Here is a 23,873-nt window from a genome sequence, read left to right on the forward strand (position 1 = left end):
TCTTCCCCGCCGACTGGTCCGGTCCGTCCTTCCATGAGGGGCCGGACCGGTCGGCGGCCCAGACTTCACCAAAGGATGACCACGTGCGCGACGACGTCATGACCTCGGCGGCCACAAGCGAGTGGGTCGCGGACAGGATCCGGGACTTCTGCGAACGCTATAAGGACGGCAACGGCGAGAAACTCCTGCCGCTCGGCGCCGCCGTGCCGCTGAGCGGATACGACCTCGACCAGGTGCGCTCGGCGGTGCCCGAGATCCTCCGCGCCAAGGGCGTGATCCTGCGGCACCTGCTGTCCGTCCTGGACCAGGCGGCCGTGCTGGACATGTTCGGCATCCCCGCGCAGCTCCTGCCGTGGATGCCGGTGCTTCAGGACCCGGAGGGCTATGAGTGCCCCGTCATGCGCGTCGATCTCATCCCGCTCGCGGACGGCACGGTCCGCATCTGCGAGCTGAACCTGGATTCGAGCGTCGGCGGCCCGGAGACGGGCGAGTTCCGCAGGTACGAGGAGCTGGCGGCGGGACTGCCGCTCACCCCCACCCCGTACGAACAGCTGGCACGCCAACTGGCGCCGGTCATCAAGGACAAGGGCCTGGACAAGGTCTGTCTGCTGGACTGGAGCACGTGGGAGGGCTACGGCCAGTTCGACCTCGAGTGGATGCGCCAGACGCTGGCACATCAGCTTCCCGCCGGTATCGAGGTGTTCCTGGCGACCGAGAAGAAGGGCGCGGAACGGATCGACGCACAGACCCTGGTCTACCGGGTGTTCATGGCCGACGACGCGCTGGATGATGTGGAGTTCGTCGCCGGGGTGTTCGCCCGGGCCGGGCACGTGATCGGCGACTTCTCCGGCGAGGTAATCGGCAGCAAGGTGTGGATGGGGCTTCTTCACGAGCCCGAGTACCGCGCACTGCTGCCGGAGTCGACCTGCGCGGCGATCGACGCCCTCCTGCCGCAGACGCGTGTCGTCACGGCCGCGAACATCGACACCCTGATCGCCGGCCGGTCGGGCTGGTTCTTCAAATCGGCTGCCGACTTCGGCGGTGCCGGCGTCATCGACGGCCGCACGGTGAGTGAGGCCGAGCTCCGCGAGCGGCTCGCGGGCGACAACCGGGGCAGCTGGATCGCCCAGGAGGTCGTCGAGCCCGCCTCCTTCGACGTGACGCCGCTCGGGTCGGCGGACACGGTGTCCCGGCAGTGCGTCCTTGGCCTCTACCGCTACGGCGACATGTGGTCGGGATGCTTCCTGCGCAGCGCGTCCGAGTCCTCCGTCATCAACATGTCCGCCGGCGCGTCGGTCAGCTGGGCTTACGAGGTGCCTTCCGTTGAGGCGTGAACTGAAGCAGCTGCTGGCTGCCGACACCTTCGTCCGGCTCACCGGACTGGCGTACTACACCGTCTTCACCGCCGGTATCTACCAGCTGACCGGACGGGTGGCCGACGTCGGACTGATCGGCGCAGCCACCTTGCTGCCGGCCCTGCTCATGGTGGTGACCGCCGGCCGTCTCACGGCGTGGCTCACGGCGCGGCGGACCCTGATCTTCTTCACCATCGCCCGTGTCGTGCTGTTCGCCGCGGCGGCGCTGCTGCCGATGACCACCGTGAGCCTGCTGGTGGTCGCCGGCCTGAACAGTCTGATCCACCAGGTCGTCCTCAGTGCCAAGCGCACCTTCGACGCGGATGTGCTGCAGGAGCAGGAGCGCACGCCCTACAACGCGAAGCGGACGATGGTCGGCAACGTCCTGGTGATCGTCGCGCCGCCGCTGGGCGGCGTCGCGGTGACCATGCTGGGACTGACCTGGAGCCTGGTGATCGGAGCGGCGCTCGGCGTGGCTCTCCTTCCGCTGCTGATCGCGCTGAAGGCGGTTCCCGCGGCCGCTCACGTCGAGGAGGAGGAAGCGGGCTCGGTCAGCGCGTCCGCCTCGCTGCGCCATCTGCTGGGGATGCCGCAGGTGATGTCCATGGTGTCCACCTACTGTCTCGTGGTCATCATCCTCGAGGTCGAGTCGCCTTTGATGTTCCCCTTCGCGGAACAGGCCTATGGGCTGGACGGCAGTTTCACCGGACTGCTGCTGGGCCTGGGCGGCCTCGGCGGCATCGTGGGAGCCGTCCTGACCCAGCGCTTCCCGCGGGTGTTCACCGACGCCTCCCTGTCCTGGATGATCGTCTTCGACGGTCTGGTGTTCTTCGCCTTCACCCAGGCGGACTCCGTGCCCGTGGCGTGTGCGCTGTTCACCCTGCTGGGGGCCATGGGTTCGGTGAGCATCGTGCTGGTCGAAGGAGCGGTCCAGGAGCATGTGGCCTCGGCGCACCGGCCGTTCGTCTTCTCCGTCATGCAGTTCGCCGGCGGAGCGGGGGGAGCCGCGCTGGCGGTCGTCGCCGCCTACATCGCCGATTCGGTCGGGGCGAAGTCCGTGCTGGCGTGGTGCGCGCTGATCGAGGTCGCCGCCGGGCTCGCATGCGCGCTGGTGTGGCAGACCGTACGCAAGCGGCAGGTGCGCGAGGTGCCGGCCGAGCCCGCGGTGGTGCGGGTCTCGGAGTCCTGACAGCGCCAGGCGTGGAGGGGAGGGCCGATGGGCCGCGACGACCGGCGGATCCTGCTGATCGAACCGGAGCCTTCACTGCTCGCAGCGGCGGTGGACCTGGGCTTTGAAGCGTGGTCGCTGTGGAGCGCCGACATGGACACACCGCCGGCCAGGAGCCGGCAGGGACGGCAGGCGGTGCCGGGGCGTAACGACCATGCCTCGTTTGGGGTGCGCATCGTCGAGACGGCCCGCGTGCACGGCATCGGGCACATCCTCTACGTCGGTGACCGCCCGGCGCTGCACCGCGCTGTGGAGGAGGCACTGGTGCTGGTGTCCCCCCGGCGGGCTGCCTCCCTCCACGCGCTCCAGGATCCGGCCGCGATGCGGCGGACCTTGAACCAGGCCGGTGTCTCGGTGGTCAACGCCGTGGTGGCGAGCTCGGTGGGCGTGGCGCGGGTCTGGCTGGAGAGCCTGCGTCATCCGGCGGTCGTCAAGAGCGGCCCTGGCCGGGGCATCGACATCATCCGGGACCTCGGCGGTGTGGAGGCGTGGGCGGCCGGCCGGCCCCCGCTGCCCTGTGTCATCGAGGAGTTCCTCGAGGGACCGCGGCTCATCGTGGACACCTTCACCCATGCCGGTATGCACCATGTGCTCGGCATGACCAGCGCCGGCCTCACCGGAGCGCGTCTCGCCCACCTGGCCGACCTGGCGGAGGCGCCGGCGGCAGCGGCCCGGGCCACCGTCTTCGCTCTGCTGGACCTGTGCGGTCTCGAGAGCGGGCGGGTGCGCACCCATGTGGTCCTCACCCCGCACGGGCCGCGTATCGCCAGCGCCCAGGCCTCCCCCGTCCCCGGGTCGATCGCCCGCCTCAGAGCGGCCGTCACCGGCCAGGATCCGGGTGCGGAGGTGCTGGCCGTGCTGGCCAGGCGAGTGGGCCCCCGCCTCCCGAAGGGACGTGGTTGACATGTACTCCCCACCCGAGGATCCCGCCCACGAGCGGCGGATGATCGCGGCCCATCTGCGGGCCGCGGCCCGGCTCGGTGTCAGTGTCGCCGGCCCCGCCTCGTGGGGCTGGAACGGCCGCACGCTGGGCAGGCGCGCTCACCACCGTGAGTGGGGCCGCTGCTGGCTGCGGATCGACTCCGCTCCCGTCGCGCGGCGTCCCGACGCCTTGTGGCAGGGCACGGCCGCGGCGGGGACCGCGCTTGCCGGTGTTCCCCAGCCCCGTCTGTACGCCGTCGACGAAAGCCCTGCACAGGGGATGCTGTACTACGCGGAGCTGGCCTCCCACCTCCCCAGTCCGGTCTGCTCCGGCTTCCCGGTCCTGCGGGCGCCTTTGGACCTGCCGGATCGCTGGTGGGCCTCGCTCAAAAGCTCCCTCGCCCTCATCGCGGCCACGCCAACCGACCGCACAACCGTGCACCGGCAGTGGCTCGACCGAGCCTTCCCCCGCTTTCTGGGACTTCCCGCGCCACGGCACCTGGAGTTCACGGCTGCCCACGGCGATCTGCACTGGAGCAACCTGACCCGCCGGGGACCGATGCTCCTGGACTGGGAGGGGTACGGAACCGCCCCACGGGGCTACGACGCCGCCCTGCTGCTCGCCTACTCGCTGCTCGTCCCGCAGACCGCGGCCCGGGTCCGCGCCGAACTCGCCCACCTGCTGGACACTCCCGCGGGACGCGTCGCCCGCCTGACCGCCGCCGCCGAGCTGCTGCAAAACGCCTCCCACGGCGACCACCCCGAACTGGTCCCGCAGCTGGCCCGGTTCGCGGCCGAAGCAGGTGCTCCGGCCGCGTATCCGGCCGCCTCATGACGGCCAAGACGCCCGGCAGGTGAGGGGGTCCCGCTCAGGGAGTGCGGTGGGATCGATCCGGGAACGGCTGCAACCACTGTGGAGGTGCGCAAACAACACCACATCAACGGGGGATCACATGCTTGTCGCTCTCAAGAAGACCGTCGGCCTCGTCACCGCGGCGATCCTGGCCCTGGGCGCCGTCGCCGTGGCGACGCCCAGCGGCGACACGGAACAGGGCAGCCACCAGATCGTCGCGGACCACCAGGGGCCGGCGGTCGTCACCCCGTGAGGCACCAGGCAGCGTGCCCGGCCGAGTCCATGGTGCGCAGCAGTTCCTCCGCCGCCGCGGCGTGATCGGCGGCAGCCTTCGCCTCACCGAAGGCTGCCGCCGCCTCCGCCATGCCATACAGCGCGTGTGCCTCCTCGGTGCGGTAGCGCATGGTGACGGCCAGGTCGTGCGCGTGAGTGTGCAGGGCCATGGCCCGCTTGAAGTCCCCGCGCCGCCGATACAGCCGGCCGACCAGGTTCTCGACCTTCGCCTGACGGGTCGGGCTGCCGCTCAACGCGGCGAACTGCAAAGCCTCCTCGGCCAGGGGCGGCGCCTGCGCGGCGCGTCCCAGGCACTGCAGGACCTCCGCGGACAACGCCAGGGTCAGTGCCACGTCCCCCGGCGGGCTGGAGGCGTCACAGCGCGCCCGGGCCAGTTCGAGTTGCTCGTCGGCTTCCTCGTACCTGCCCTGCCCCGCGTACGCGAAGGCGAGGTCCGTCAGGGCCATCACATGGTTGTCGCGGTAGTCGAGCGAACGATGGATCTCAAGCGCCTGCCGCGCGGCGTCGGCGGCTTCCTCGTACCTGCCCCACTGCATGAGCAGCGTGCTGAGGTTGCTCAGGCTCTCGGCTTCCGCCCGCACGAGGCCCAGCTCGCGTTCCAGGTCCAGGGCGCGCTCCAGGTGGGACAGGGCCTCGCAGTGCCGTCCCTGCACCGTCAGCAGCAGTCCGATCATGGACTCGCTGTGCGACTCGGTCCGCCTGTCGCCCAGGCGTGCGGCGACATCGCGTCCCTCCTCAGCCGAGCGGATCCCCTCCTCCAGGTCGCCCAGGCGCCAGCAGGCGACCCCCAGGCTGGACAGGCTGCTGCCCAGCGCCGCCAGGTCGCTGCTGCGGCGCGCCGTGGCGACCGCCAGTTGGCTGAGCCGCTTGAACTCCTCGAAGCGGCCCACCGAGTTGAGCCAAAAGACAATGTTCCTGGTGAGCCACACCGTGTACGCGTCCCGGCCCTGGCTGTCGGCGAGTTCCACCGCGGCGATGAGGCTGGCACGCTCCCGGTTGAACCAGTCGCTCGCCTCCGCCGCACTGGTGAACACCGGCACCTCGCCGGCGTAGGGCGGGATGACCGCGGGGCTGCGGGTGCGCCCGGGGAAGAGGACGTCGCAGGCGGCCTCGGTCGCCTTCCAGTAGTAGCCGAGCAGGCGCTCGACGGCTGCGGAGTCGTCGTGTGCGGTGGCCGGTGAGCCGAGGCTGCGGGCGAAATCGCGCACCAGGTCGTGGAAGCGGTACACGGCGACGTGGGACTGCTGCAGCAGGTGCACGTCCAGCAGCCGCTCCAGAATCTGTTCCGCACCGTAGATGTCCGTCGCCAGCAGGGCGGCACCGGTGTACACGTCGATGCCGGCGTCGCCGTAGAGGCCCAGCAGGCGCAGCGAGGTGCGGTGTTCCTCGTCCATCGCCTGGTAGGAGAGCTGGAGTGTGGCGCCGACGCTGCGCTCTCCTGCGCTCAGCTCCTGCAGGCGGCGCGTCTCGTCGCGCAGGCGCTCCACGAGGTAGCGCACACTCCAGCGTGGCCGGTTGCGCAGCCGGGCGGCGGCGATGCGCAGGGCGAGCGGCAGTCCGCCGCACAACCGGACGAGGTCCTGCACGGCCTCCGGCTCCGCGGCGGTGCGGGAGGTCCCGAGGATCTCTGCGATCAGCTGCGTTCCGTTCTCGGGGGCCATGGGGCCGATGGAGATCCAGTTGGCGCCGTCGAGATCCATCAGCCGTGTCCGGCCGGTGATCAGCACCAGGCATCCGGGAGAGCCCGGTAGCAGCGGATAGACCTGGCTCGTGTCGACGGCGTTGTCCAGGACGAGCAGCATGCGCCGGTCGGCGAGCAGGGAGCGCCACAGGGCCCTGCGTCCCTCCAGGTCGCCCGGGATGCGGTCGCTGGGCACCCCGAGCACCCCAAGGAGGCTGTCCAGCGCGGCGGCCGGCGTCATGGGCGACTCGCCGGGGGTGAAGGCCCGCAGGTCGATGTGGAGCTGACCGTCAGGGAACTGACCGGCCACCCGGTGGGCGGCCCGCACGGCCAGACACGTCTTGCCGCTGCCTCCCATCCCGTCGATCGCCACGACCGGGCTGTGCCCGCGCGGCTCCTGACCGGTGATCATGCAGTCGAGCAGTGACTGGAGTTCGTCCTCGCGGCCGGTGAAATCGGACAGGTCGTAAGGCAGGGTGCACGGGGAGAACGCGGGCTCGGGTGCCTGCGTGCCCTCAGCGGCCGGTTCCGGCGCCTGGGTGAGCGCCTGGCCGGGGACGCTCAGCTCGGGGGCCTCGCGCAGAATCGCTTCGTAGAGGCCGCTCAACTGCGGGCCGGGGTCGACCCCGAGCTCCTCCACGAGTAGTTCCCGCATCTTGCGGTATTCGTCGAGCGCTTCGGCCTTGCGGCCACTGCGGTACAGCGCCAGCATCAACTGGGCGTGCAGCGACTCGCGGAAGGGGTGCTGGGCGGCCAGGTCCCGCAGGTCGGCGACGAGCCCGCCGGCGTGTCCCGCGCGCAGGCACAGCTCGAAGACCTGCTCGGCCGCGGTCACCCGCCGTTCCTCGAGCCGGGCCGCGGCCGCTTCCAATGCGTCGCTGCCCAGCCCCGACATGCGGCCGCGCCACAGCGCGAGGGCTCCCTGCAGCGCGGCAACGGCATCAACGGGCCGGCCCTCGGCGACAGCACGGTCCGCCTCGTCCGTCCGCTCCCCGAACTCGACGAGATCCAGCCCGACGCCGTCCAGGACGGCCCGGTAGCCCTGTCCGTCGGTGACGATGACGGCGCTGCCGTCGGGAATGCGCGAGCGGAGATCGGCAACCGCTTTGCGGACCTGGTGGGTTGCGGTCATGGGCGGTTCGTCGTTCCACGCCGCCTGCACCAGCCAGGAAACCGGTACAGTCCGGTCCGGTTCCAGCAGCAGACTCAGCAGGACACGTTCGTGAATCGTTCCGCCGATGTGCAGCCGTGAACCGTCCGACCAGGCTTCAAGGCCCCCCAGAACATTGAACTTAAGCATCCTGCTCCCCCCCGGCGTCGACCTCGGCACTGAGTCCGCCAGGTCGATGCAGCTCCCCCGTACGCTCCTGGTCGAGCGTAGTTCCCGTGCGCCCCGTCCCGTGAGCGCGAGCGACTGGTCTGTCGCGCCTGCATGATGACATAAGCCGCATTCGCAGGTCAGCTCACGTGCAGGGCCGTCGTTCGCCGTGCGCGTGTTCAGGCGAGGGACAGCCCGTGCTCGCGCATCCACAGGTCCGCCTCCAGCAAGGGCGTCAGCAGGTGCGCGGTGCCGGTGTGCGTCATGGTCGGCCCCTGTCCGTCCACGAAGTCGGCCACCCGGCCGTGGTCGAGCAGGCCGGCCAGCGGCGAGGCGGGGTCGGTGAGCAGGCCCCGCACCGCGGTGATCACCGCGGCGTCGTGGGCGGGGTCGTGCAGGGCGGGGTAGGCGGACTTGGGCCGCATCAGGATCTCCTTGGGCAGCAGGTCCGCCACGGCCATCCGAAGGAGGCTCTTCTCCCGGCCGTCGGCACGCTTCATCGTCCAGGGCACGTTCCAGACGTACTCCAGCAGCCGGTGGTCGCAAAACGGCACCCTGACCTCCAGGCCGACCGCCATGCTCATCCGGTCCTTGCGGTCCAGCAGCATTGCCAGCGGGCCCTGGAGGCTGAGGAACAGCACCTCCCGCATTCTCGCGTCGATGCCCTCCTCGCCCGCGAGCCGCGGTACCCGGCCGCGCAGCGTGGCGTAGCGGTCCGCTTCCAGTTCGGCCGGCCGCAGCGCCTTGCGCAGGTCGGGGGCGAGGCAGTCCGCGAGCCTGGGCGCGTTGCCGAGCCAGGGGAACGTGTCCCGCCAGACCGTGCCCGGGTCGTGGAACCACGGGTAGCCGCCGAACACCTCGTCCGCGGCCTCTCCGGACAGCGCTACCGTCGAGCGCTCGCGCAGAGCCGCGAACATCAGGTACATCGAGGTGTCGAACTGGCCCAGGCCCGGCAGGTCGCGGGCCCGGCGGGTGAGGGGGGCGGCGGCCGCGAGTTCCTCGGCCCGCAGTTTCACCTCCACGTGTTCGGTGCCCAGGTGCTTGGCCGTCAGCGCCGCGTACGGTGCGTCCCGTTCGGGCCGCAACAGGGTGGGCCGGAAGTCCCGCTCCTCGCCCGCGAAGCGCACCGAGTACGTGACCAGCGGGTCTTCGCCCGCGCGGGCCAGGCTGCGGGCGGCCAGCGCGGCGATGGCGCTGGAATCCAGGCCGCCGGACAGCATCGCCGCCCTCGGCACGTCGGCCACCAGCTGCCGCTCGACGATGTCCTCCAGCAGCTCGCGCACGCCGTGCACCGTGCCGGTGAGGTCGTCGGTGTGGGGCCGGCTGACCAGCTGCCAGTACGGGGACTCGGAGTGTCCGCGGCGGCTGATCCGCACCACGTGACCGGGTTTCACCTCGTGCAGGGCGTCGATCGGCGTCTCCCCGGCGATGGCCAGCCTCGGATTGAGCAGAAGGTGCAGTGCCTGGGGTGACAGGGCGGGGGTGAACTCCGGGTGCGCCAACACGCCCTTGGGTTCGGAGGCGAAGATGACGCCGTGGGGCCGGGGTGCGTAGTAGAGCGGCTTGACACCGAGCCGGTCCCGGACCAGGAGCAGCTCCTCGCGGATGGAGTCCCAGACGGCGAAGGCGAACATTCCGTTCAGGCGCTCGGCGGCCCCGGTCCCCCACTCGATGCAGGCGCGCAGCACCACTTCGGTGTCCGACCTGGTCGAAAAGCGGTGTCCCAGAGCGGTGAGCTGCGTGCGCAGCTCGCGGAAGTTGTACACCTCGCCGGCGTACGCCAGGACCACGGCCGAGCCGTCGGGGCCTACCTGGGCGGTCATGGGCTGCGCTCCGCCGGCGGGGTCGATCACGGCGAGCCGCCGGTGGCCGAGTGCCGCGTGCTGTCCCAGCCACGTTCCGCGGCCGTCGGGCCCGCGCTCACGCATTGTGTCGGTCATGGCATCGAGCACGGCCTGCTCACCGCGCTGATCCCTGGCGAAATCGACCCAGCCTGCGAAACCGCACATCAGTGGTCCCCTCCCCCGACGGCGTCGCGTCGCAGACGCGTCACCGCCTTTTCGAACACGGACATGTCTCCCGCGAAGACGCCTTCGCGTCGCGGGAAGGCCACCACCACGTCGGTGAAGCCCATCTCGGCACACCGTCCGACCAGGTCGGCCAGCCGGTCAGGCGACGCGTAGGGGTCTTGCACCACGCGGCTGAGGTTGACCAGCCGGCGCAGGCCGGCGGGCGGGCGGCCCGCCTGCGCGCACGCTTCGGCCAGCAGCCGAACCTGACGGGCCAGGGTGGCGAAGGCCTCGCGCTCGCTCTGTGCGCCCGGCGCGCGGGTGTCACCGATGGTGATCCAGGTGTCGCCGTACTCGGCCGCCAGCCGCAGTCCCCGCGGGCCGCTCGCCGCTACGGCGAGCGGTATCCCGCCCGGCCGAAGGCCGCCGGGGACCATCGCAACGTCGCGGGCGCAGTACCAGTCCCCCGTGAAGGTGGTGGTCCCCGGCTGGCGCAGCAGCCGGTGCGTGAGCTGCACGAACTCGGCGAACCGATCGGCCCGTTGGGCCGGCGAGAGGACGGGTGAGCCCAGCGCCGCGCTGTCCGGCCCCACTGCTCCCGCGCCCGCGCCGAGCACGAACCGCCCCCCGCTCACGTGGTCCAGGGTCATCGCCTGCCTGGCGGTGAGCACCGGGTGGCGGAAGTTCGGCGACAGGACCAGGGTTCCCAGTTCGATCCGGCGGGTGAGGGCCGCGGCAGCGGTCAGCGTCGTCAGGGCGTCGAACCACGGCTGGTTGGCCGAAACCCGCCAGGACAGGTGATCCAGCGTCCACGCGTGGTCGAAGCCGAGGTCCTCGGCCCGGCGCCACACCTCGCTCCCGTCCGGACCGGGGTGTTCGGGCAGCACCAGGGCACCGAGCCGCACGCGGGCGCCGCTCACGCCGCACCGTGTTCGGCCGCGGGAGGTTCACTGCGCACGGCGCAGCGGGCAGTCACCAGGGTGCCCGCCCCGCCGGCCAGGTAGAGCCCGGCGAGCACGAACCAGCCCGCCACACCGCCGTCGACCAGCAAGATCGTCATCAGGCCGGGAGCGAAGGTCAGCGCGGCGGCCTGGCCGGTGGAGAACAGTCCCTGGTACTCGCCGTGCGCGTCGTGGGGTGTGAGCGCCACCGAGAGCCCGAACCCGCTGCTCACGAAGAACAGTTCACCCACCACGTGCACCGCCGCCCCCGCGGCCAGCAGCAAGAGCACCAGTGCGCCGGAGCCGCCCGAGGTGGCGGCGAAGACGACGCACGACAGCGCCAGCAGCACGCCCGACCACAGCCCCAGTCGCGCCGCGCCGGCCACGGTGACCGCCGCCCGGCTGACACGGTTCTGGAACACGACCACCACCACCGCGTTGGCGCCCATCAGCACGCCCATGACCCACAGCGGGGCCTGGGTGTGCTTGGTGATCCACAGCGGCACGCCGGAGTCGAGCATCCCCCAGCTGAGTGCCAGTATGCCGTTGAACAGGGTGATCAGCAGGAACGGGCGGTCGCGCAGCACCAGGACCCGGCGGCGTACCTTGCGGTCCTTCAGCGACTGCACGTGCGGCACCCGCCACAGCAGCGCCGCGCAGCCTATGACGGACGTCCCGTAGATCAGGACGAGCCCGAGGTAGCCCGCGGAATTGTCCAACGCCAGGACGTAGGCACCCGCCAACGCGCCGACCACGATGCCGCCCTGGGTCATGGCCCGGTTGGTGGAGATGCTCTCCATCCGCTCCTCGCCCGTGGTCAGCCCGGAGATCAGGGCGACGCGGATCCCGGGGGTGGCACGGTCGGCGGCGATCATCACGCAGGTCACCGCTACGGCCGACCAGAACCCGTCGACGAGGGTGTAGGAGAGGATCGCCAGCCCCTGCACCGCCGCGAGCGCGATCAGTGTCTCTCTGGCGCCCAGCCGGTCGGCGAGATAGCCCAGGGGTCCGCCGGCGAGCATGCCCAGCACGCCCGCCGCGGTGATGCCGAGGCCGAACTCGGTCGTGGAGAGCCCGACGGAGTGCAGGAAGAACATCGCCCAGCAGGTGAACCACGCGCCCTTGCCCAGCGACAGGGCCAGCGAGGCGAGGTAGACCGGCCCCACCGGCCGGCGCCACCAGGCCAGGGTCGTCCAGAGCGGCCGGGCCGGCTTCACGGACAGAGGGCTCAGCATGGCACCGGCTTTCGTAGGGCGGAGGCGAACCGGGCCGCGTGATCGGCGAGGTCGCCGTCCACCCGGGGCGGGATCGGCGCAGGGTCCTCGCCCGCGAGGACACAGTGCAAGAAGGTGGGCGCCGTACAGGTCGCGGCCACCGCGCGCAGCGTGGCCGCCAGCTGGGTGGTCCGCTCGATCCGCTCTACCCGCGCGTAGCCGCAACTGCGTGCCAGCAGTGCGAAGTCGGTGCCCGTGCAGGGGACGTGCTGGCCGCCGGTCGAGGCGTAGCGTCCGTCGTCGAGCAGCACGTGCAGCAGCGGCAGTGGGGCCATCGCCCCCGCGGTGAGCAGTCCCACCGGGTTCATCAGCACACTTCCGTCGCCGTCCACCACCACGGTGGGGCGACCGGTCTGCTGCGCGATGCCGATCCCGATCGAGGAGGCCAGGCCCATCGAGCCGGTCATGTAGAGGTGGTTGGGGCGGTCCAGGACTGCCTGGGCGATCCGGCACGCGTAGCCGGTGGTGAACACGATCGGCTCGTCGGTGGTGGCCTCGATGACCGCGCGGATGGCGGCTGTTTTGTTCAAGGCCGCCACCCGAACGCCGTCGGGGGCACCAGCAGCGCCGCCGGCCGGCCCTGCTGGATGACGACGTCGTGCGCCCAGGCGGCCTGCTCGCCCGGGCCTCTTCTTGTGTCCAGGGTCGCGGTGGGGATGCCGAGGTGACCGAGCAGCGGTTCGGTGACCGTACCCATCACCAGGTTCTCCTGGGTCCGGTCGGGGTCCACTCCTCTGAGGCTGACGATCAGCAGCATGGCGAGCTGGTAGGGCAGGACCAGGGAGGCGAGGGCGTTGACGCACTGGCCCAGACCGGAGTTCTGCATCAGGACGACCGGCGCCCGGCCGGTCAGTGCGGCTCCGGCCGCCATGCCCACCGCGTTGTCCTCGCGGCCCACGGTGAGCAGGTTCGCGCGCTCGCCGATCGCGGTGAACAGCGGCGCCAGAATCCCGCACGGGGTGCCGTTGAACGGCCCGAATCCGTGGTGGATGAGGTCCTTGGACAGCTCATCGGCGAGACCTATGACAGGTGCCCGCATGTTCGTACCCCCCAGGTCGAACCGGTCAGACACCGGTCAGGAATTCGTCCAGATCGATCGTCCGCGCCTCGTGCACACCCACGCTGTCGGCGCGGATATCGGAACGGCGGGGGCGCGTGCTGTCGAAGAAGTGTGTGGCGACGATCCGATCGCAGCCGTCGACGGTGAGCATGGGCGTGGAGACCAGGAAGTCGCGGACCGCCGGGGTGTCCCTGCTCACCCGCAGGTACATCCGCCGGTGGCGGAAGTGGTCCACCGGGTGGGAGACGGTCGGGTGGAGCCGACGCTTGAACTGGTAGACGCCCTGGCCGGGGAAGGGGTCGCCGCCGGAGAAGTTGACCCGCCTCACGCCGTGCTCGGCCGCCCACTCCATCGTCAGGTAGTACACCGCCTTCACCGCACCGCTGCGGTAGTGCTCCTCGGCGCCGTCGAGCACGCCGAGCAGGCGCATCCACAGCGTCTGGCCTCCGTCCTCCAGCCTCGCCAGAACGCCTGCGACCCGTCGGTCGCCCTCGCGGACGAACAGCACGAGGCCGTGCCGGAACAAGGCGTGCAGGGCGATGTCCCAGTCGGCGCTGCGGGCCTGTTCGCCGTGCCGGGAGGCCATGGTGGGCAGGTGCATGCGCCGGTAGAAGAACTGCAGGTCGGCAAGGTCGGTGCCGACCTCACAGGTCCACCCGTGGATCCGGCGAAGCTTCGCGAACTGGCGGCGTTCGTTGCCGGAGACCTGGCTGTGGACGGCCTGGGCGTTGACGTCCAGCGCCATGTTGATCCGGAAGGGCAGCACCACCGATCGGGTGGCCGGCAGTCGGCGGACCCGCTCGCGCGAGCAGCCGAGCACCAGCAGGTCGGCCGTGGGCCGGTGCGCCGCGCGCAGCATCTGCCGCCATGTGGGAGCCTGCCGGTCCACCACAGCGACCGCGCCCGCCTGGGCCGCCATCTGGTTGCGCAGGTAGGGCAGGAGGTAGGTCATTCCCTCCGGGCAGCCCTGGTACGCCAGCGAGAGCCGGTCCTCGGCCGAGCTGAGGACCCGGTGGGTGAAGCGACGTCCGGGAAGGTCCGCCCAGCGCTCCCGCACCCGGGCCCAGCCCCCGGTGCCGGTGGTCCACCGGTACCGCGCCCAGACCGTGAGCGGCACGGTGCCCGTCACGGGGTCCGCCCGTTCGCCGCGGCGAAGACGACCTGCCGCAGTTGCTCGGCATCGGCGATCTCACGAACCCGGCTGTCCGGGATGGGCGTGAAGTCCTTGAGGCCGTAGGAGCCGGAGCCGTGCACGACGACCTCGTCCGTGTCGAGCAGGCCGCGCTCCATGCCGGTGAGGACGCCGGTGAGGACCATCACCAGCGACCACTCCCGCAGATGACGAGGGTCTGCCGGCAGCTCGACGGCCGTGTCCGCGAGCAGCGCCCGGGTCTCGGAGTACCGGGAGAGGCATTCATGCAGCGAGACGACTACGCCGCCCCCACCGTGCGTGCGGATCAGCTGGTTCATCGCGGGTGAGGTCGCGGGCCGGCGGGTGTAGAAGGTCGGTTCGAGGTTCTCGGCCGGATCGAAGGTCGCGGCGGGGTAGTGCGGGTCCTCGTGCTGGTGGTACAACCCGGTCGCCGGGTCGAGGCGGTACGTGGGCGGCGTCGCGTCGTACAGGCTGAGCACCATGTCGGGTGTCGCCATGTGCTGCACCAGGAAGTACTGCGGCGCGGCCGTCGGTGCGGGCAGCAGGGTCGTCCCGAAATGGTGGCCCAGCAGGCCGAAGGCGCTCGACACCGCGTGGGCGTGCGACCGGGTGACGCCGGGAGCCTGCGGCAGCTCGGCATGCTCGGCGAAGGCGCGAACGGCGTCGCAGCACTGGTAGTTGGCCAGGTCCAGGGTGTGCCAGAGCCGGAACCCGGTACGGGCGGCCAGTTCCTGGGCAATGGTGTCGACCACCTGCTTGGTGAGGGGCTTGACCTCAGGTCCACCCGGTGCGAGCACGCACATGGGATTGCGCGCGGCCAGGGCGGTGTCCTCGCTCAGGGCGGAGGACCACAGCTTGGGCCGGGCGGCCTCCGGGACGACGGTGACGATCCGCAGCCTGTCCGGGTCGCTGAGGCCGGTCCGGTAGGCGCGAAGCACCGCGTCCCGCAAGGCCGTTGCCTTGTTCGCCGAGGACGGGGTCACGATCATCACCGGCTCGCCGGTCCGTTCGGTGTGCAGCACCGCGCGGGCCACGATCACCAGCGAGGCCAGGGTCTTGACCGTACGGGTGGCCGGGTTGCCCATCAGGTCGAGCAGGACGAGCCTGCTCGAGCCGACCGTGCCCAGCTCCGCGAAGTGCGGATCGGCGACGGCGAAGAATTCTCTCAACGCGGAGGAGGAGGAAGGAAGTTCGAACGCAGGGGTGAACTCGGAGCTGGACCGGGAGCTACGTCCGACCTGGCTGAGGGCTTGCCGAAGCTGGTCCTCGTATTTCGTCAGGACATCTCCACGGTGAAGAACATCGCTGATCAACGTGCTCCTCCGACGGATGGGATGCGCGCGAGGCGGGTGCATGCACCGACCGGTGCGGTCACGCCCCAGCCTCCGACCCGACGCTCCCGCCCCGATACCGGATCACTACCGGGCGGGTCCTCCGCACGGTTGATCCCCACTTACATGGGACGTCCGCCTGGGCAATGGACGCCGCGGGCGCCGTCGGGCTGCCGGACATGGGGGTGGAGCAGGGAGGCCGCGGCGACGAGCGAGGTATTGATCTCTCGTGCGCGCCTCGTGCGCGAAGAGCAGGTACACCTCGGCAGTGGGCTGCTCAAAACCGTCCTGAGGCATGTTCGTCTCCTCCCTCATGGGCGGAAACGGGGGCCGTCGGACGGCACCGTCGGCGGGGGGTTGGGCGAATAGGGACCCAGCGGTGGGTGCCAGCCGACGTGGTCCTGCGTGCAGCCGCTGAGTCGCCCTGCGTGAGCGTGACGAGCTGGCGGGTCTGGACGGCGAGTTGCAACATCAGGTGCTCCCGGGCGATGACGCGGGAGGCGGCGGGGACGGTGGATGGGGTGGAGGCGGGGGTGGGGCGAGGTGTTCCCTCCGCCTCCGGGACAGGACGAAGGGGAACGCGAAGCCCAGGACTGCTCCTGCGGCACCCCCGACCAGCCCGACCAGAGGGGCGTCCCAGCCCACGCCGGACTCCAGCAGCTCTGTCGGCCCCGCCACCAGGCACCCGAACAGGGCGGTGAGGAGCGCACCACGCCGCCGCTGGTGCAAGGTGGGCCGTTCCCTCAAGGCACGAGACTGTCGAGTTCGATGTCGACAGGGAAGGGAACAGAGACCTTCAATCGTCCTCGATGGATGCCGGTGGCCACATACATGCCGGTCATGCCATCGAGCTCGTAGGTGTGAACAGCAGGGAGCCCAGCTTCATCTTCGATGCGCCAAAAGTGGGGGATCTTGGCCTGTGCGTACTTGAAAGGCTTCAAGGACCGGTCACGATCCGCCGATTCCTCTGAGACGACTTCAATAACCAGAGCCACGTCTTCGGGCGCATACCAGGTTCGATCGGGATCGTACGGCGCGGTGGTGACCAGCGTGTCCGGCTCAGGACGGCTCTTCCTGTCGAGTCGAATGGTCATTTCACGTTCAACCTCGAACCCGGCAGGGACAGTCCGTCGCAGCGCGAAGGTCAGGTTCTCCACGAGCCGAGAGTGCCAGGAACGCTGCGGCGACATCATGAAGATCAGGGCTCCGTCGATGAGTTCCGTGTGCCGCGGGGCTTGGGGAAGATGGTCGAGATCGTCGGCCTCCCAGCCACTCGGCCTAGGCGGGATCATCCAGTCGGGAAGTTCGGCACTCACGGCTTCCTCCAGGTCGCATCAAACAGGTTGACCAGGGCTTTTACCCCGAGTCACGGATGCGGTCGGACGGCTAGAGCCAGCGTAGTTGATATCACAGGTCTCCCGATGGCACCTGGCATCCTGCTGCGTTTCAGGTTGCCTGGAGGCTGGGACAGTTCGGATCTCCGGAGCTGATGGTCAGGCCGCGGCGCGGGCAGAGCCCGGCAGGCCGGAAGTCCAGGGCGGTGAGGAGCGCACCGCGCCGCCGCTGGTCCAAGGTGGGCCGCATCCCCCTCACGCTCACAGGCGGGTCCCTTCGTTCGACGCGGGGCCCCATGCAGTACGCCGGCCTGAGCCTTCGCCTCGTATCGTCTCCTGGCGTGGCGAGCCCGCGGACCGGTTCCCGGTGATCCCGCGTCCCGGGCCGCGGCCGGTGGCCGGTCAGGCGTAGGTGTAGAAGCCCTGGCCGGATTTTTTGCCCAGGAGGCCGCCTTCGACCATGCGCAGCAGGAGCGGCGGGGGCGCGTAGAGGGGTTCCTTGAACTCCTCGTACATGGCCTGGGCGATGGAGACGGTGGTGTCCAGGCCGATGAGGTCGGCCAGGCGCAGGGGGCCCATGGGGTGGGAGCAGCCCAGGGTCATGCCCTGGTCGAGGGTTTCGGCGGTGGCCAGGCCTGATTCGACCATGCGGACGGCGGAGAGCAGGTAGGGGAAGAGGAGGGCGTTGACGAGGAAGCCGGCGCGGTCGGGGGCGGTGATGGGGTGTTTGCCCAGGACGTCGCGGACGAAGTGGTGTGCGCGGGTGGTGACGGCTTCGTCGGTGAGGACGGAGGGGATGAGTTCGACCAGCGGCAGGGCCGGGACGGGGTTGAAGAAGTGCAGGCCGAGGACCTGGCCGGGGCGGCGGGTGGCGGCGGACAGGCGGACGACGGGGATCGAGGAGGTGTTGGTCGCCAGGATCGCGTCGGGGTCTTCGACAATTTTGTCGAGGGTGGCGAACAGGTCCAGTTTGAGCGGCTCGTCTTCTTTGACGGCCTCGATGACGAGGTGGCGGTCGGCGAGGTCGGCGAGGTCGCGGGTGAACGTCACCCGGTCCAGGGCCGCGTCGCGCTGGTCGGAGGTGAGTTTGTTGCGGCTCACTCCGCGGTCCAGGGAGGCGGCCAGGCGGCGGGGGGCGGTGGTGAGGGAGGTTTCGGAGAACACGGCGACGGTGACGTCGAGGCCGGTCTTGGCGCAGAGTTCGGCGATGCCGGTGCCCATGATGCCGCTGCCGACGACGCCGATCCGTTCGATGGCGGCGCCCGGCTGGGCGGGGATGGTGGTGGTCATGTGGGTGTCCCCCAGGTCAGAAGGGTGGCTCCGATGGACATGCCGCCGCCGAATCCGGCGAGCAGTACCAGTTCGCCCGCGTGCAGTGCTCCGGTGCGGTGGGCTTCGTCCAGGGCGATGGGCACGGAGGCGCTGCCGACGTTGCCGTAGCGGGTGAGGGTGCGGTGGGTGTGGGCGGCGTCGAGTCCGGCGCGTTCGACGACGTCGGTGAGCATGACGCCGTTGGCCTGGTGGGGGACGAAGTGGTCGACCGCGCCGATGTCGACGCCTGCGCTGCGGGTGAGGGCGCGCAGCGCGGGTGGGACGTGTTCGGTGACGAAGTCGCGTACGCCGCGGCCGTCCATTTTGAAGTGGTGGCCGCCGTCGGCGACGGTGGCGGCGGAGGCGGGATTGCGGCTGCCGCCGGCTTCGACGCGGATCAGGTGGTGGGCGTCGCCGCGGCTGGAGAGGTCGGTGGCGAGGATGCCGTAGGGGTGGGGTACGGCGCCGACGACGGCGGCTCCGGCGCCGTCGGCGAACAGGATGGCGGTCTTGCGGTCGGTGAAGTCCAGGATGCGGGAGTAGATGTCGGCGCCGATGACCAGGACGCGGGCGTCGGGGCGGACGGTCACCAGGCTGTGGGCCAGGGCGAGGGCGTAGACGAAGCCGCTGCAGACGACGTTGATGTCGAAGCAGGCGGCGCCGTAGGCGCCCAGGTGGTGCTGGACGAGATAGGAGGTGGGGGGCTGGGGGAAGTCGCCGGTGGAGGTGGAGACGATGAGGTAGTCGATCTGATGGGGCGTCAGTCCGGCTTGTTCCAGGGCGCGTTCGCCGGCCTTGACGGCGAGGTCGGAGGTCGCTTCGTGGGGGGCGGCGTAGCGGCGGGTGCGGATCTGGGTCTTGTCTTCGATCCACTGGGCGCTGACGCCGACGCGTTGGGCGACTTCTTCGTTGCCGACCTCGTGCTTGGGCAGGTAGGAGCCGGTGGAGAGGATGCCGATGCCCATGTCAGGCCGCCTGCCCGGAGACGGGGGCGGGAGTGCTGGTGCGCAGGGGGTTGAGGCGGGTGGCGCCCAGCTGGTCGCGCAGGGCGGGGTCGGTGACGCCGAGGCCCTCCTGGGGTGCCAGGCACAGGACGCCGACCTTGCCGGTGTGCTGGTTGAGCTGGACCAGGCGGGCGGCTTCGCCGACGTCGTCGAGCGGGAACACCCGCGACAGCACCGGGGATAGGTGGCCCAGGCGGACCAGGCGGTTGCACTCGGCCTGTTCCTGGAGGTTGGCGGCGTGGCTGCCGATGACGCGTTTGAGGTTCATCCACAGGTAGCGGTTGTCGAAGTGGTGGTCGTAGCCGGTGCTGGATCCGCAGGTGACGACCACGCCGCCCTTGCGGACGACGAACACGGAGATGCCGAAGGTGGCGCGTCCGACGTAGTCGAAGACGACGTGGGGGTCCTCGCCGACCAGGCGGCGGATCTCGCGGCCCAGGCGTTTGCCGAGCTCGATGGTCTGCTCGGGGCTGGGGGCGCTGTCGGTGCCCAGGCCGATGTCGTTGCGGTTGATGACGACGTCGCAGCCCAGGCGGCGCAGCGCGTCGGCCTTCGTCTGGGAGCCGACGACGCCGACGGCGATGCCGCCGGCGTTCTTGACCATCTGCACGGCGAACGCGCCCAGGCCCCCGGTGGCGCCCCAGATGAGGACGATGTCGCCCTGTTTGATGCGGGCGCCGTTGGCGCCGACCAGCATCCGGTAGGACGTCGCCGCGGTCAGCAGGACGCCGGCCGACTCCTCCCAGGTCAGGTGGGCGGGTTTGGGCAGCAGCTGGCTGGCGCGCAGGACCGCGTAGTGGGCCAGGCCGCCGAAGTTGGTCTCGTAGCCCCAGATCCGCTGTCCGGTGCCGAGCATGGCGTCGGCGTGGGTCTGGGGTTCTTGTTCGTCGACCTGGACGCAGCTGGCGACGACGTGGTCGCCCACCTTCCAGTGCCTCACCCCGGCGCCGGTCCGCACGACGACGCCGGCCGCGTCGGAGCCGACGACGTGGTGGGGCAGGTCGTGGCGGGCGGCGTAACCGCCCTGGCGGGCCTGGCGCTTGAGGAATTCGAAGGTGGACACCGGGGCGAAGGTGGCGGACCACACGGTGTTGTAGTTGATGGAGCTGGCCATCACCGCGACCACGACCTCGTCGGGGGCGAGGTCGGGCATCGGTACCTGTCCCACGTGCAGTGACTTGCGTACGTCCTTGTCCTCGACGCCGTCGAACATGCCGGTGTCGCGGGCCAGGATGTGCGCGGCGGTGTAGGTGGCGGGCAGGTCGTGGCGTTCGAGTTCCTGCGGGCCGGCCCCGGACAGCAGGGCCTGGGTCAGAGAGTCCATGAGGTGCCTTTCTCCGTCGCCGGGCCGAGCGGTGGGCGTGGTGTGGGGCGCGGCGGATCGTTGGAGAGCGCGGAAAAGGGGGGGCCGTTGTCGCGGAAGGGGGCCTGCCCGGTGCTCCCCCGCCCCGCGGCGGCAGCCGGGGGCAGGGGAACTGGGGCGGGGGAACTGGGGGTGTTAGAGGACCGCGCCCTGCTTGGTGCGCCGGCGCAGGCTGGGCCTGCTGGACTGGCCGAGGTCCTTCCACATGTCCGACAGGCCGATGACGGTGCGGGCCGCGAACAGCCGGCGGATGGACACCTCCTGCTTGAGTTCGGTGCGGATGAGGCCGACGAGGCGGATCGCGCGCAGGGAGTTGCCGCCCAGGTCGAAGAAGTCCTCGTCGATGCCGACCCGCTCGCGTTCCAGGACGTCGGCGAAGGCCGCGGCCAGCACCCGCTCGGTGTCGTTGCGCGGTGCCCGGTAGGTGCCCTCGTCGAAGGCGGGCTGCGGCAGGGCCGCCCGCTGCACCCGGCCGTCGGCTCCCACCGGCAGGGTGTCGAGGACGGTGAACACCGACGGCACCAGGGACTCGGGGAGCCAGCCCGCGGCGAAGCGGCGCAGTTCGTCGGCGGCGACGCTGTGGCCGGGGGCGGGCACGACGTATGCGGCCAGGCGCTGCGCTCCGGTGGCGTCCTTGCGGAAGCCGGCGACGGCGTAGGCGACCGCGGTGTGTTCGCTCAGCACCTCCTCGACCTCGGGCAGTTCGACGGCGACGCCGCGGACCTCGCCCTGTTCGTCGGCGCGGGCCACGTACTCCAGGCGGCCGCCGGTGCCCCGGCGCGCCCGGTCGCCGGTGCGGTGCATCAGGGTGCCGGGCGGCCCGAAGGGGCAGGGCACGAAGCGCCGCGCGGTCAGGGCGGGGCGGCCCGGGTAGCCGGGGGCCACGCCGGGGCCGGCCACGTAGAGTTCTCCGCTCACGCCGACGGGGACCGGGGCAAGTCCCGGGCCCAGGACGTACAGGGCGGTGTCGTCCAGGGGGCGGCCGACGGTGCCGGCGTGGCGTACGGGTTCGTCGGCGGCCAGGCGGTGGCAGGCGGCGAAGACGGTCGCTTCGCGCAGTCCGTGGCCGTGGACGACGGTCAGGTCGGGGCAGGCGGCCTTGACGCGGCGCAGTGCGGCGGCGGAGACGCGGTCGCCGCCGGTCCACACCTCGCGCAGGGCGGCCAGGCTGTCGGGGCGCTGGGCGGCGATGGTGGCGAACTGCACGGCGGGCAGCCACAGGGTGGTGAGGGCGTGGGCGGCGGCTGCCGCGGCCAGCGCGTCGGCGTCCAGAACCGCGTCGGGGTGGGTGACGACGTGGCCGCCGCTCAGGAGCGGCAGCCACACCTCCAGGGCGAGGGCGTCGTGGGTGGGCGGGGTGTGCCAGAGGACGGTGCTGTCGCCAGCGCCCTGCCAGTGCGGGTCCTGGACGAAGTGGCTCATGTTGCGGTGGCTGACCGCGACCGCCGGGTGGTCGGTGCCGTGGTTCGTCGCGGCGGGCAGGACCGCCAGCAGACTGTCGGGGCGCGGCGGCCGCACCGCCGGCCCGGCGGCGGGCGTGGTGTCGGTGGCGCTCCAGGCGAGGTCGGCCGCGGCCAGCACCGGCAGGTCCAGCTGCGCGGCCAGGCGTGCGGTGTGGGCGGCGTCGGTGAGCAGGACGCTCGCCGGACTCTGGCGCAGCTGCGCGCTGAGCTGTTCGGCCGGGGCGTCGGGGTCCAGCGGCAGGTAGGCGGCGCCGGCTTTCGCGACGCCCAGCAGGGCGATGGCCAGGTCCGCGGAGCGGGGCAGCGCCAGCGCCACGACCTTCTCGCCGGTGAGGCGGGCGGTGAGTTCCCGGGCCGTGCGGGTGGAGTGTTCGTCCAGCTCCCGGTAGGTGAGGGTGCGCTCGCCGCAGGTCAGGGCCGGGGCGTCGGGGCGGCCGGCGGCCTGGCGGGCGAACAGCTCGGGAACCGTCGACCAGTCGGTGGCGGGGGCGGGGCGGCGTGCGGGCAGCACCTGCTCGCGTGCGGGGCCCTCCAGTACGTCCAGTGCGCCGACGGGCGCGTCGGGGGCGGCCACCGCGGCGCGGATGAACGCGATCAGCTCCTCGCCGACGTGGCGCAGTTCGGCGCGGTGGTAGAGGCGGGCGGGGGCGTCCAGGCGGATGAACAGGTCGCTGTCGGCGCTGCCGTCGGTGTAGACGCCGATGGACAGTTCCTCGAAGGTGCCGGTCGTCGCGCCGCTGTAGCGGGCCGGGCTGTCGCCGAAGTGGAGCTGCTCGACGAACTCCACGACGTTGACGACGGCGCCGTAGCTGCCGCGTCCGCTCAAGGGGGTGCCGGCGGCGCGCTGGATGTCGGAGTAGTGGCAGGCGGTGTGCCCGGAGATGTCGTAGGTCTCCTCCACCAGGGCGTCGGCGACCTCGGCGAACGTGGAGTTCAAATCGACGTGCGCGCGCACCGGGACCACGTTGACGGCGAGTCCCGGGGTGCGGCTGGCGACGCCGACGCGGTTGCCGACGGCCAGCGAGAGGAGGAAGTGCGGGCGGTCGCAGCGGTGGCGCAGGAACACCGCGGTGGCGGCGCTGAGCAGCTGCGACATCCACAGGCCCATGGACTGGGCGGTCTTGGTCCACACCTCGGCCTCGGCGCGGGGCACGGACAGGGTCCGGCTGACCATGCCGATGGTCTCGGCCACCTCCGACCAGCGGTCGGCGCTGCCGAGCGGTTCGGACAGCTCGGTGCGCTGGGTGTCGGACAGGGCCACGCGCGGCACCTGGGCGGGCGGGGGCGCGTCGGTGAGGTAGGTGCGCCAGAACTCGCTGTCCTGGGTGAAGGTGTCGGAGTCGAGGTACTGGGTGGCCTCGCCGGCGAAGGAGGCGACGTCCCAGGGGTGCGGCAGCGGCGGCGCCTGATGTCCGCCTGCCAGCGCCGTGTACACCTCCGCGAGGCGCTTGGAGAGCAGGCCGCCGGCGCCGAATCCGTCCGAGATGAGGTGGTGGTAGGCGATCACCAGCAGGGAGCGGGTGGGGGCGAGGGTGACCACGCCGAGCCGGAACAGCAGGTCCCGGCTCAGGTCGAAGGGCCGGCGCACCAGGTCGGCCATGGCTTCGCGGGCCGCCTGCTCGGGGTCGTCCTCGGCGCTCAGGTCGAGGAAGAAGGGCTGCCAGTCCCCCAGGTCGCGGGGCGCCATGCGCAGTCCGCCGCCGTCGTCGGTGAAGTTGACGCGCAGCACCTCCGCCTCGCCCATGACGTGCTGGAACGCGGCGGCGATGACGTCCGTGTCCAGCTCACCGTCCACGTCCCACATGGTCAGTGCATGGTTCGGCGTGTCGGGAGCCATTTCCTGCGCCCGCCACATGCCTTTATGCGCAGACGACGCACCGAATGAACGCACACAGATCAACCCCTCAACAAGCCCGGATTCCGGCGGAATTCGCAGATCGACCCCCATCGTCGTGGGGGTCGGATCAGCCGTTCAAGACA

Annotated in this window: 18 protein-coding genes; 5 read left to right on the forward strand and 13 right to left on the reverse strand. The window is 71.1% G+C overall.

Annotation, left to right across the window (positions count from 1 at the left end; genetic code table 11):
- Positions 1-83: 83 nt before the first annotated feature.
- The 5 genes from ACFYQQ_RS29305 to ACFYQQ_RS29325 all read left to right on the forward strand — a co-directional run bounded on the left by ACFYQQ_RS29305 (position 84) and on the right by ACFYQQ_RS29325 (position 4,610).
- The gene (locus tag ACFYQQ_RS29305; protein WP_355786302.1) at positions 84-1,334 is read left to right on the forward strand and encodes a hypothetical protein; all 1,251 of its coding nucleotides are present in this window, start codon (positions 84-86) and stop codon (positions 1,332-1,334) included.
- Positions 1,324-2,544: an MFS transporter gene (locus ACFYQQ_RS29310; protein ID WP_355786299.1), complete on the forward strand. Its 1,221-nt coding sequence runs from the start codon at positions 1,324-1,326 to the stop codon at positions 2,542-2,544. Before ACFYQQ_RS29305 ends, ACFYQQ_RS29310 begins: the two co-directional genes overlap by 11 nt.
- A 27-nt stretch (positions 2,545-2,571) precedes the next feature.
- Positions 2,572-3,486 (forward strand): hypothetical protein, encoded by a 915-nt coding sequence (locus ACFYQQ_RS29315; protein WP_355786297.1) that lies wholly within the window; start codon positions 2,572-2,574, stop codon positions 3,484-3,486.
- Position 3,487: 1 nt separating this feature from the next.
- Complete coding sequence (locus tag ACFYQQ_RS29320) at positions 3,488-4,339, forward strand: hypothetical protein (protein ID WP_355786294.1); 852 nt, start codon at positions 3,488-3,490, stop codon at positions 4,337-4,339.
- 118 nt (positions 4,340-4,457) lie between these two features.
- Positions 4,458-4,610 (forward strand): hypothetical protein, encoded by a 153-nt coding sequence (locus ACFYQQ_RS29325; RefSeq protein ID WP_356240279.1) that lies wholly within the window; start codon positions 4,458-4,460, stop codon positions 4,608-4,610.
- On the opposite strand, the gene ACFYQQ_RS29330 is transcribed toward ACFYQQ_RS29325, so the two are convergent.
- The 13 genes from ACFYQQ_RS29330 to ACFYQQ_RS29390 form a co-directional block, all read right to left on the reverse strand.
- The gene (locus ACFYQQ_RS29330) at positions 4,600-7,464 is read right to left on the reverse strand and encodes a BTAD domain-containing putative transcriptional regulator (RefSeq protein WP_356240282.1); all 2,865 of its coding nucleotides are present in this window, start codon (positions 7,462-7,464) and stop codon (positions 4,600-4,602) included. The genes ACFYQQ_RS29325 and ACFYQQ_RS29330 overlap by 11 nt on opposite strands.
- Positions 7,465-7,829: 365 nt before the next feature.
- On the reverse strand, positions 7,830-9,659 hold the full coding sequence (asnB, locus tag ACFYQQ_RS29335) for an asparagine synthase (glutamine-hydrolyzing) (protein ID WP_356240285.1): 1,830 nt from the start codon (positions 9,657-9,659) through the stop codon (positions 7,830-7,832).
- Complete coding sequence (locus ACFYQQ_RS29340; protein WP_356240288.1) at positions 9,659-10,579, reverse strand: LLM class flavin-dependent oxidoreductase; 921 nt, start codon at positions 10,577-10,579, stop codon at positions 9,659-9,661. The genes asnB and ACFYQQ_RS29340 overlap by 1 nt, the downstream gene beginning before the upstream one ends.
- Entirely contained in the window at positions 10,576-11,835 is a 1,260-nt protein-coding gene (locus ACFYQQ_RS29345; protein WP_355783237.1) for an MFS transporter, read from the reverse strand. The genes ACFYQQ_RS29340 and ACFYQQ_RS29345 overlap by 4 nt, the downstream gene beginning before the upstream one ends.
- The gene (locus tag ACFYQQ_RS29350; protein ID WP_355783234.1) at positions 11,829-12,404 is read right to left on the reverse strand and encodes a thiamine pyrophosphate-dependent enzyme; all 576 of its coding nucleotides are present in this window, start codon (positions 12,402-12,404) and stop codon (positions 11,829-11,831) included. The genes ACFYQQ_RS29345 and ACFYQQ_RS29350 overlap by 7 nt, the downstream gene beginning before the upstream one ends.
- The gene (locus tag ACFYQQ_RS29355; protein ID WP_355783231.1) at positions 12,401-12,913 is read right to left on the reverse strand and encodes a hypothetical protein; all 513 of its coding nucleotides are present in this window, start codon (positions 12,911-12,913) and stop codon (positions 12,401-12,403) included. The genes ACFYQQ_RS29350 and ACFYQQ_RS29355 overlap by 4 nt, the downstream gene beginning before the upstream one ends.
- A 25-nt stretch (positions 12,914-12,938) precedes the next feature.
- Entirely contained in the window at positions 12,939-14,063 is a 1,125-nt protein-coding gene (locus ACFYQQ_RS29360; protein ID WP_355783229.1) for a GNAT family N-acetyltransferase, read from the reverse strand.
- Positions 14,060-15,442 carry a DUF6002 family protein gene (locus tag ACFYQQ_RS29365; protein ID WP_355783227.1) on the reverse strand — a complete coding sequence of 461 codons (1,383 nt, stop codon included), beginning with the start codon at positions 15,440-15,442 and terminating at the stop codon, positions 14,060-14,062. The genes ACFYQQ_RS29360 and ACFYQQ_RS29365 overlap by 4 nt, the downstream gene beginning before the upstream one ends.
- A 719-nt stretch (positions 15,443-16,161) precedes the next feature.
- On the reverse strand, positions 16,162-16,710 hold the full coding sequence (locus ACFYQQ_RS29370) for a Uma2 family endonuclease (RefSeq protein ID WP_355783242.1): 549 nt from the start codon (positions 16,708-16,710) through the stop codon (positions 16,162-16,164).
- Between the two features lie 444 nt (positions 16,711-17,154).
- Positions 17,155-18,042 (reverse strand): 3-hydroxybutyryl-CoA dehydrogenase, encoded by an 888-nt coding sequence (locus tag ACFYQQ_RS29375; RefSeq protein ID WP_355783224.1) that lies wholly within the window; start codon positions 18,040-18,042, stop codon positions 17,155-17,157.
- A complete protein-coding gene (locus ACFYQQ_RS29380) occupies positions 18,039-19,028 on the reverse strand; it encodes a ketoacyl-ACP synthase III (protein WP_355783221.1) in 990 nt (329 codons plus the stop codon). The genes ACFYQQ_RS29375 and ACFYQQ_RS29380 overlap by 4 nt, the downstream gene beginning before the upstream one ends.
- Before the next feature lies 1 nt (position 19,029).
- On the reverse strand, positions 19,030-20,391 hold the full coding sequence (gene ccrA, locus ACFYQQ_RS29385) for a crotonyl-CoA carboxylase/reductase (protein ID WP_388905666.1): 1,362 nt from the start codon (positions 20,389-20,391) through the stop codon (positions 19,030-19,032).
- Positions 20,392-20,565: 174 nt separating this feature from the next.
- Positions 20,566-23,841: an AMP-binding protein gene (locus ACFYQQ_RS29390; protein ID WP_388905670.1), complete on the reverse strand. Its 3,276-nt coding sequence runs from the start codon at positions 23,839-23,841 to the stop codon at positions 20,566-20,568.
- Positions 23,842-23,873 lie beyond the last annotated feature (32 nt).

The sequence above is a fragment of the Streptomyces sp. NPDC005496 genome (assembly GCF_042872045.1).
In the GTDB taxonomy this organism is placed as follows: domain Bacteria; phylum Actinomycetota; class Actinomycetes; order Streptomycetales; family Streptomycetaceae; genus Streptomyces.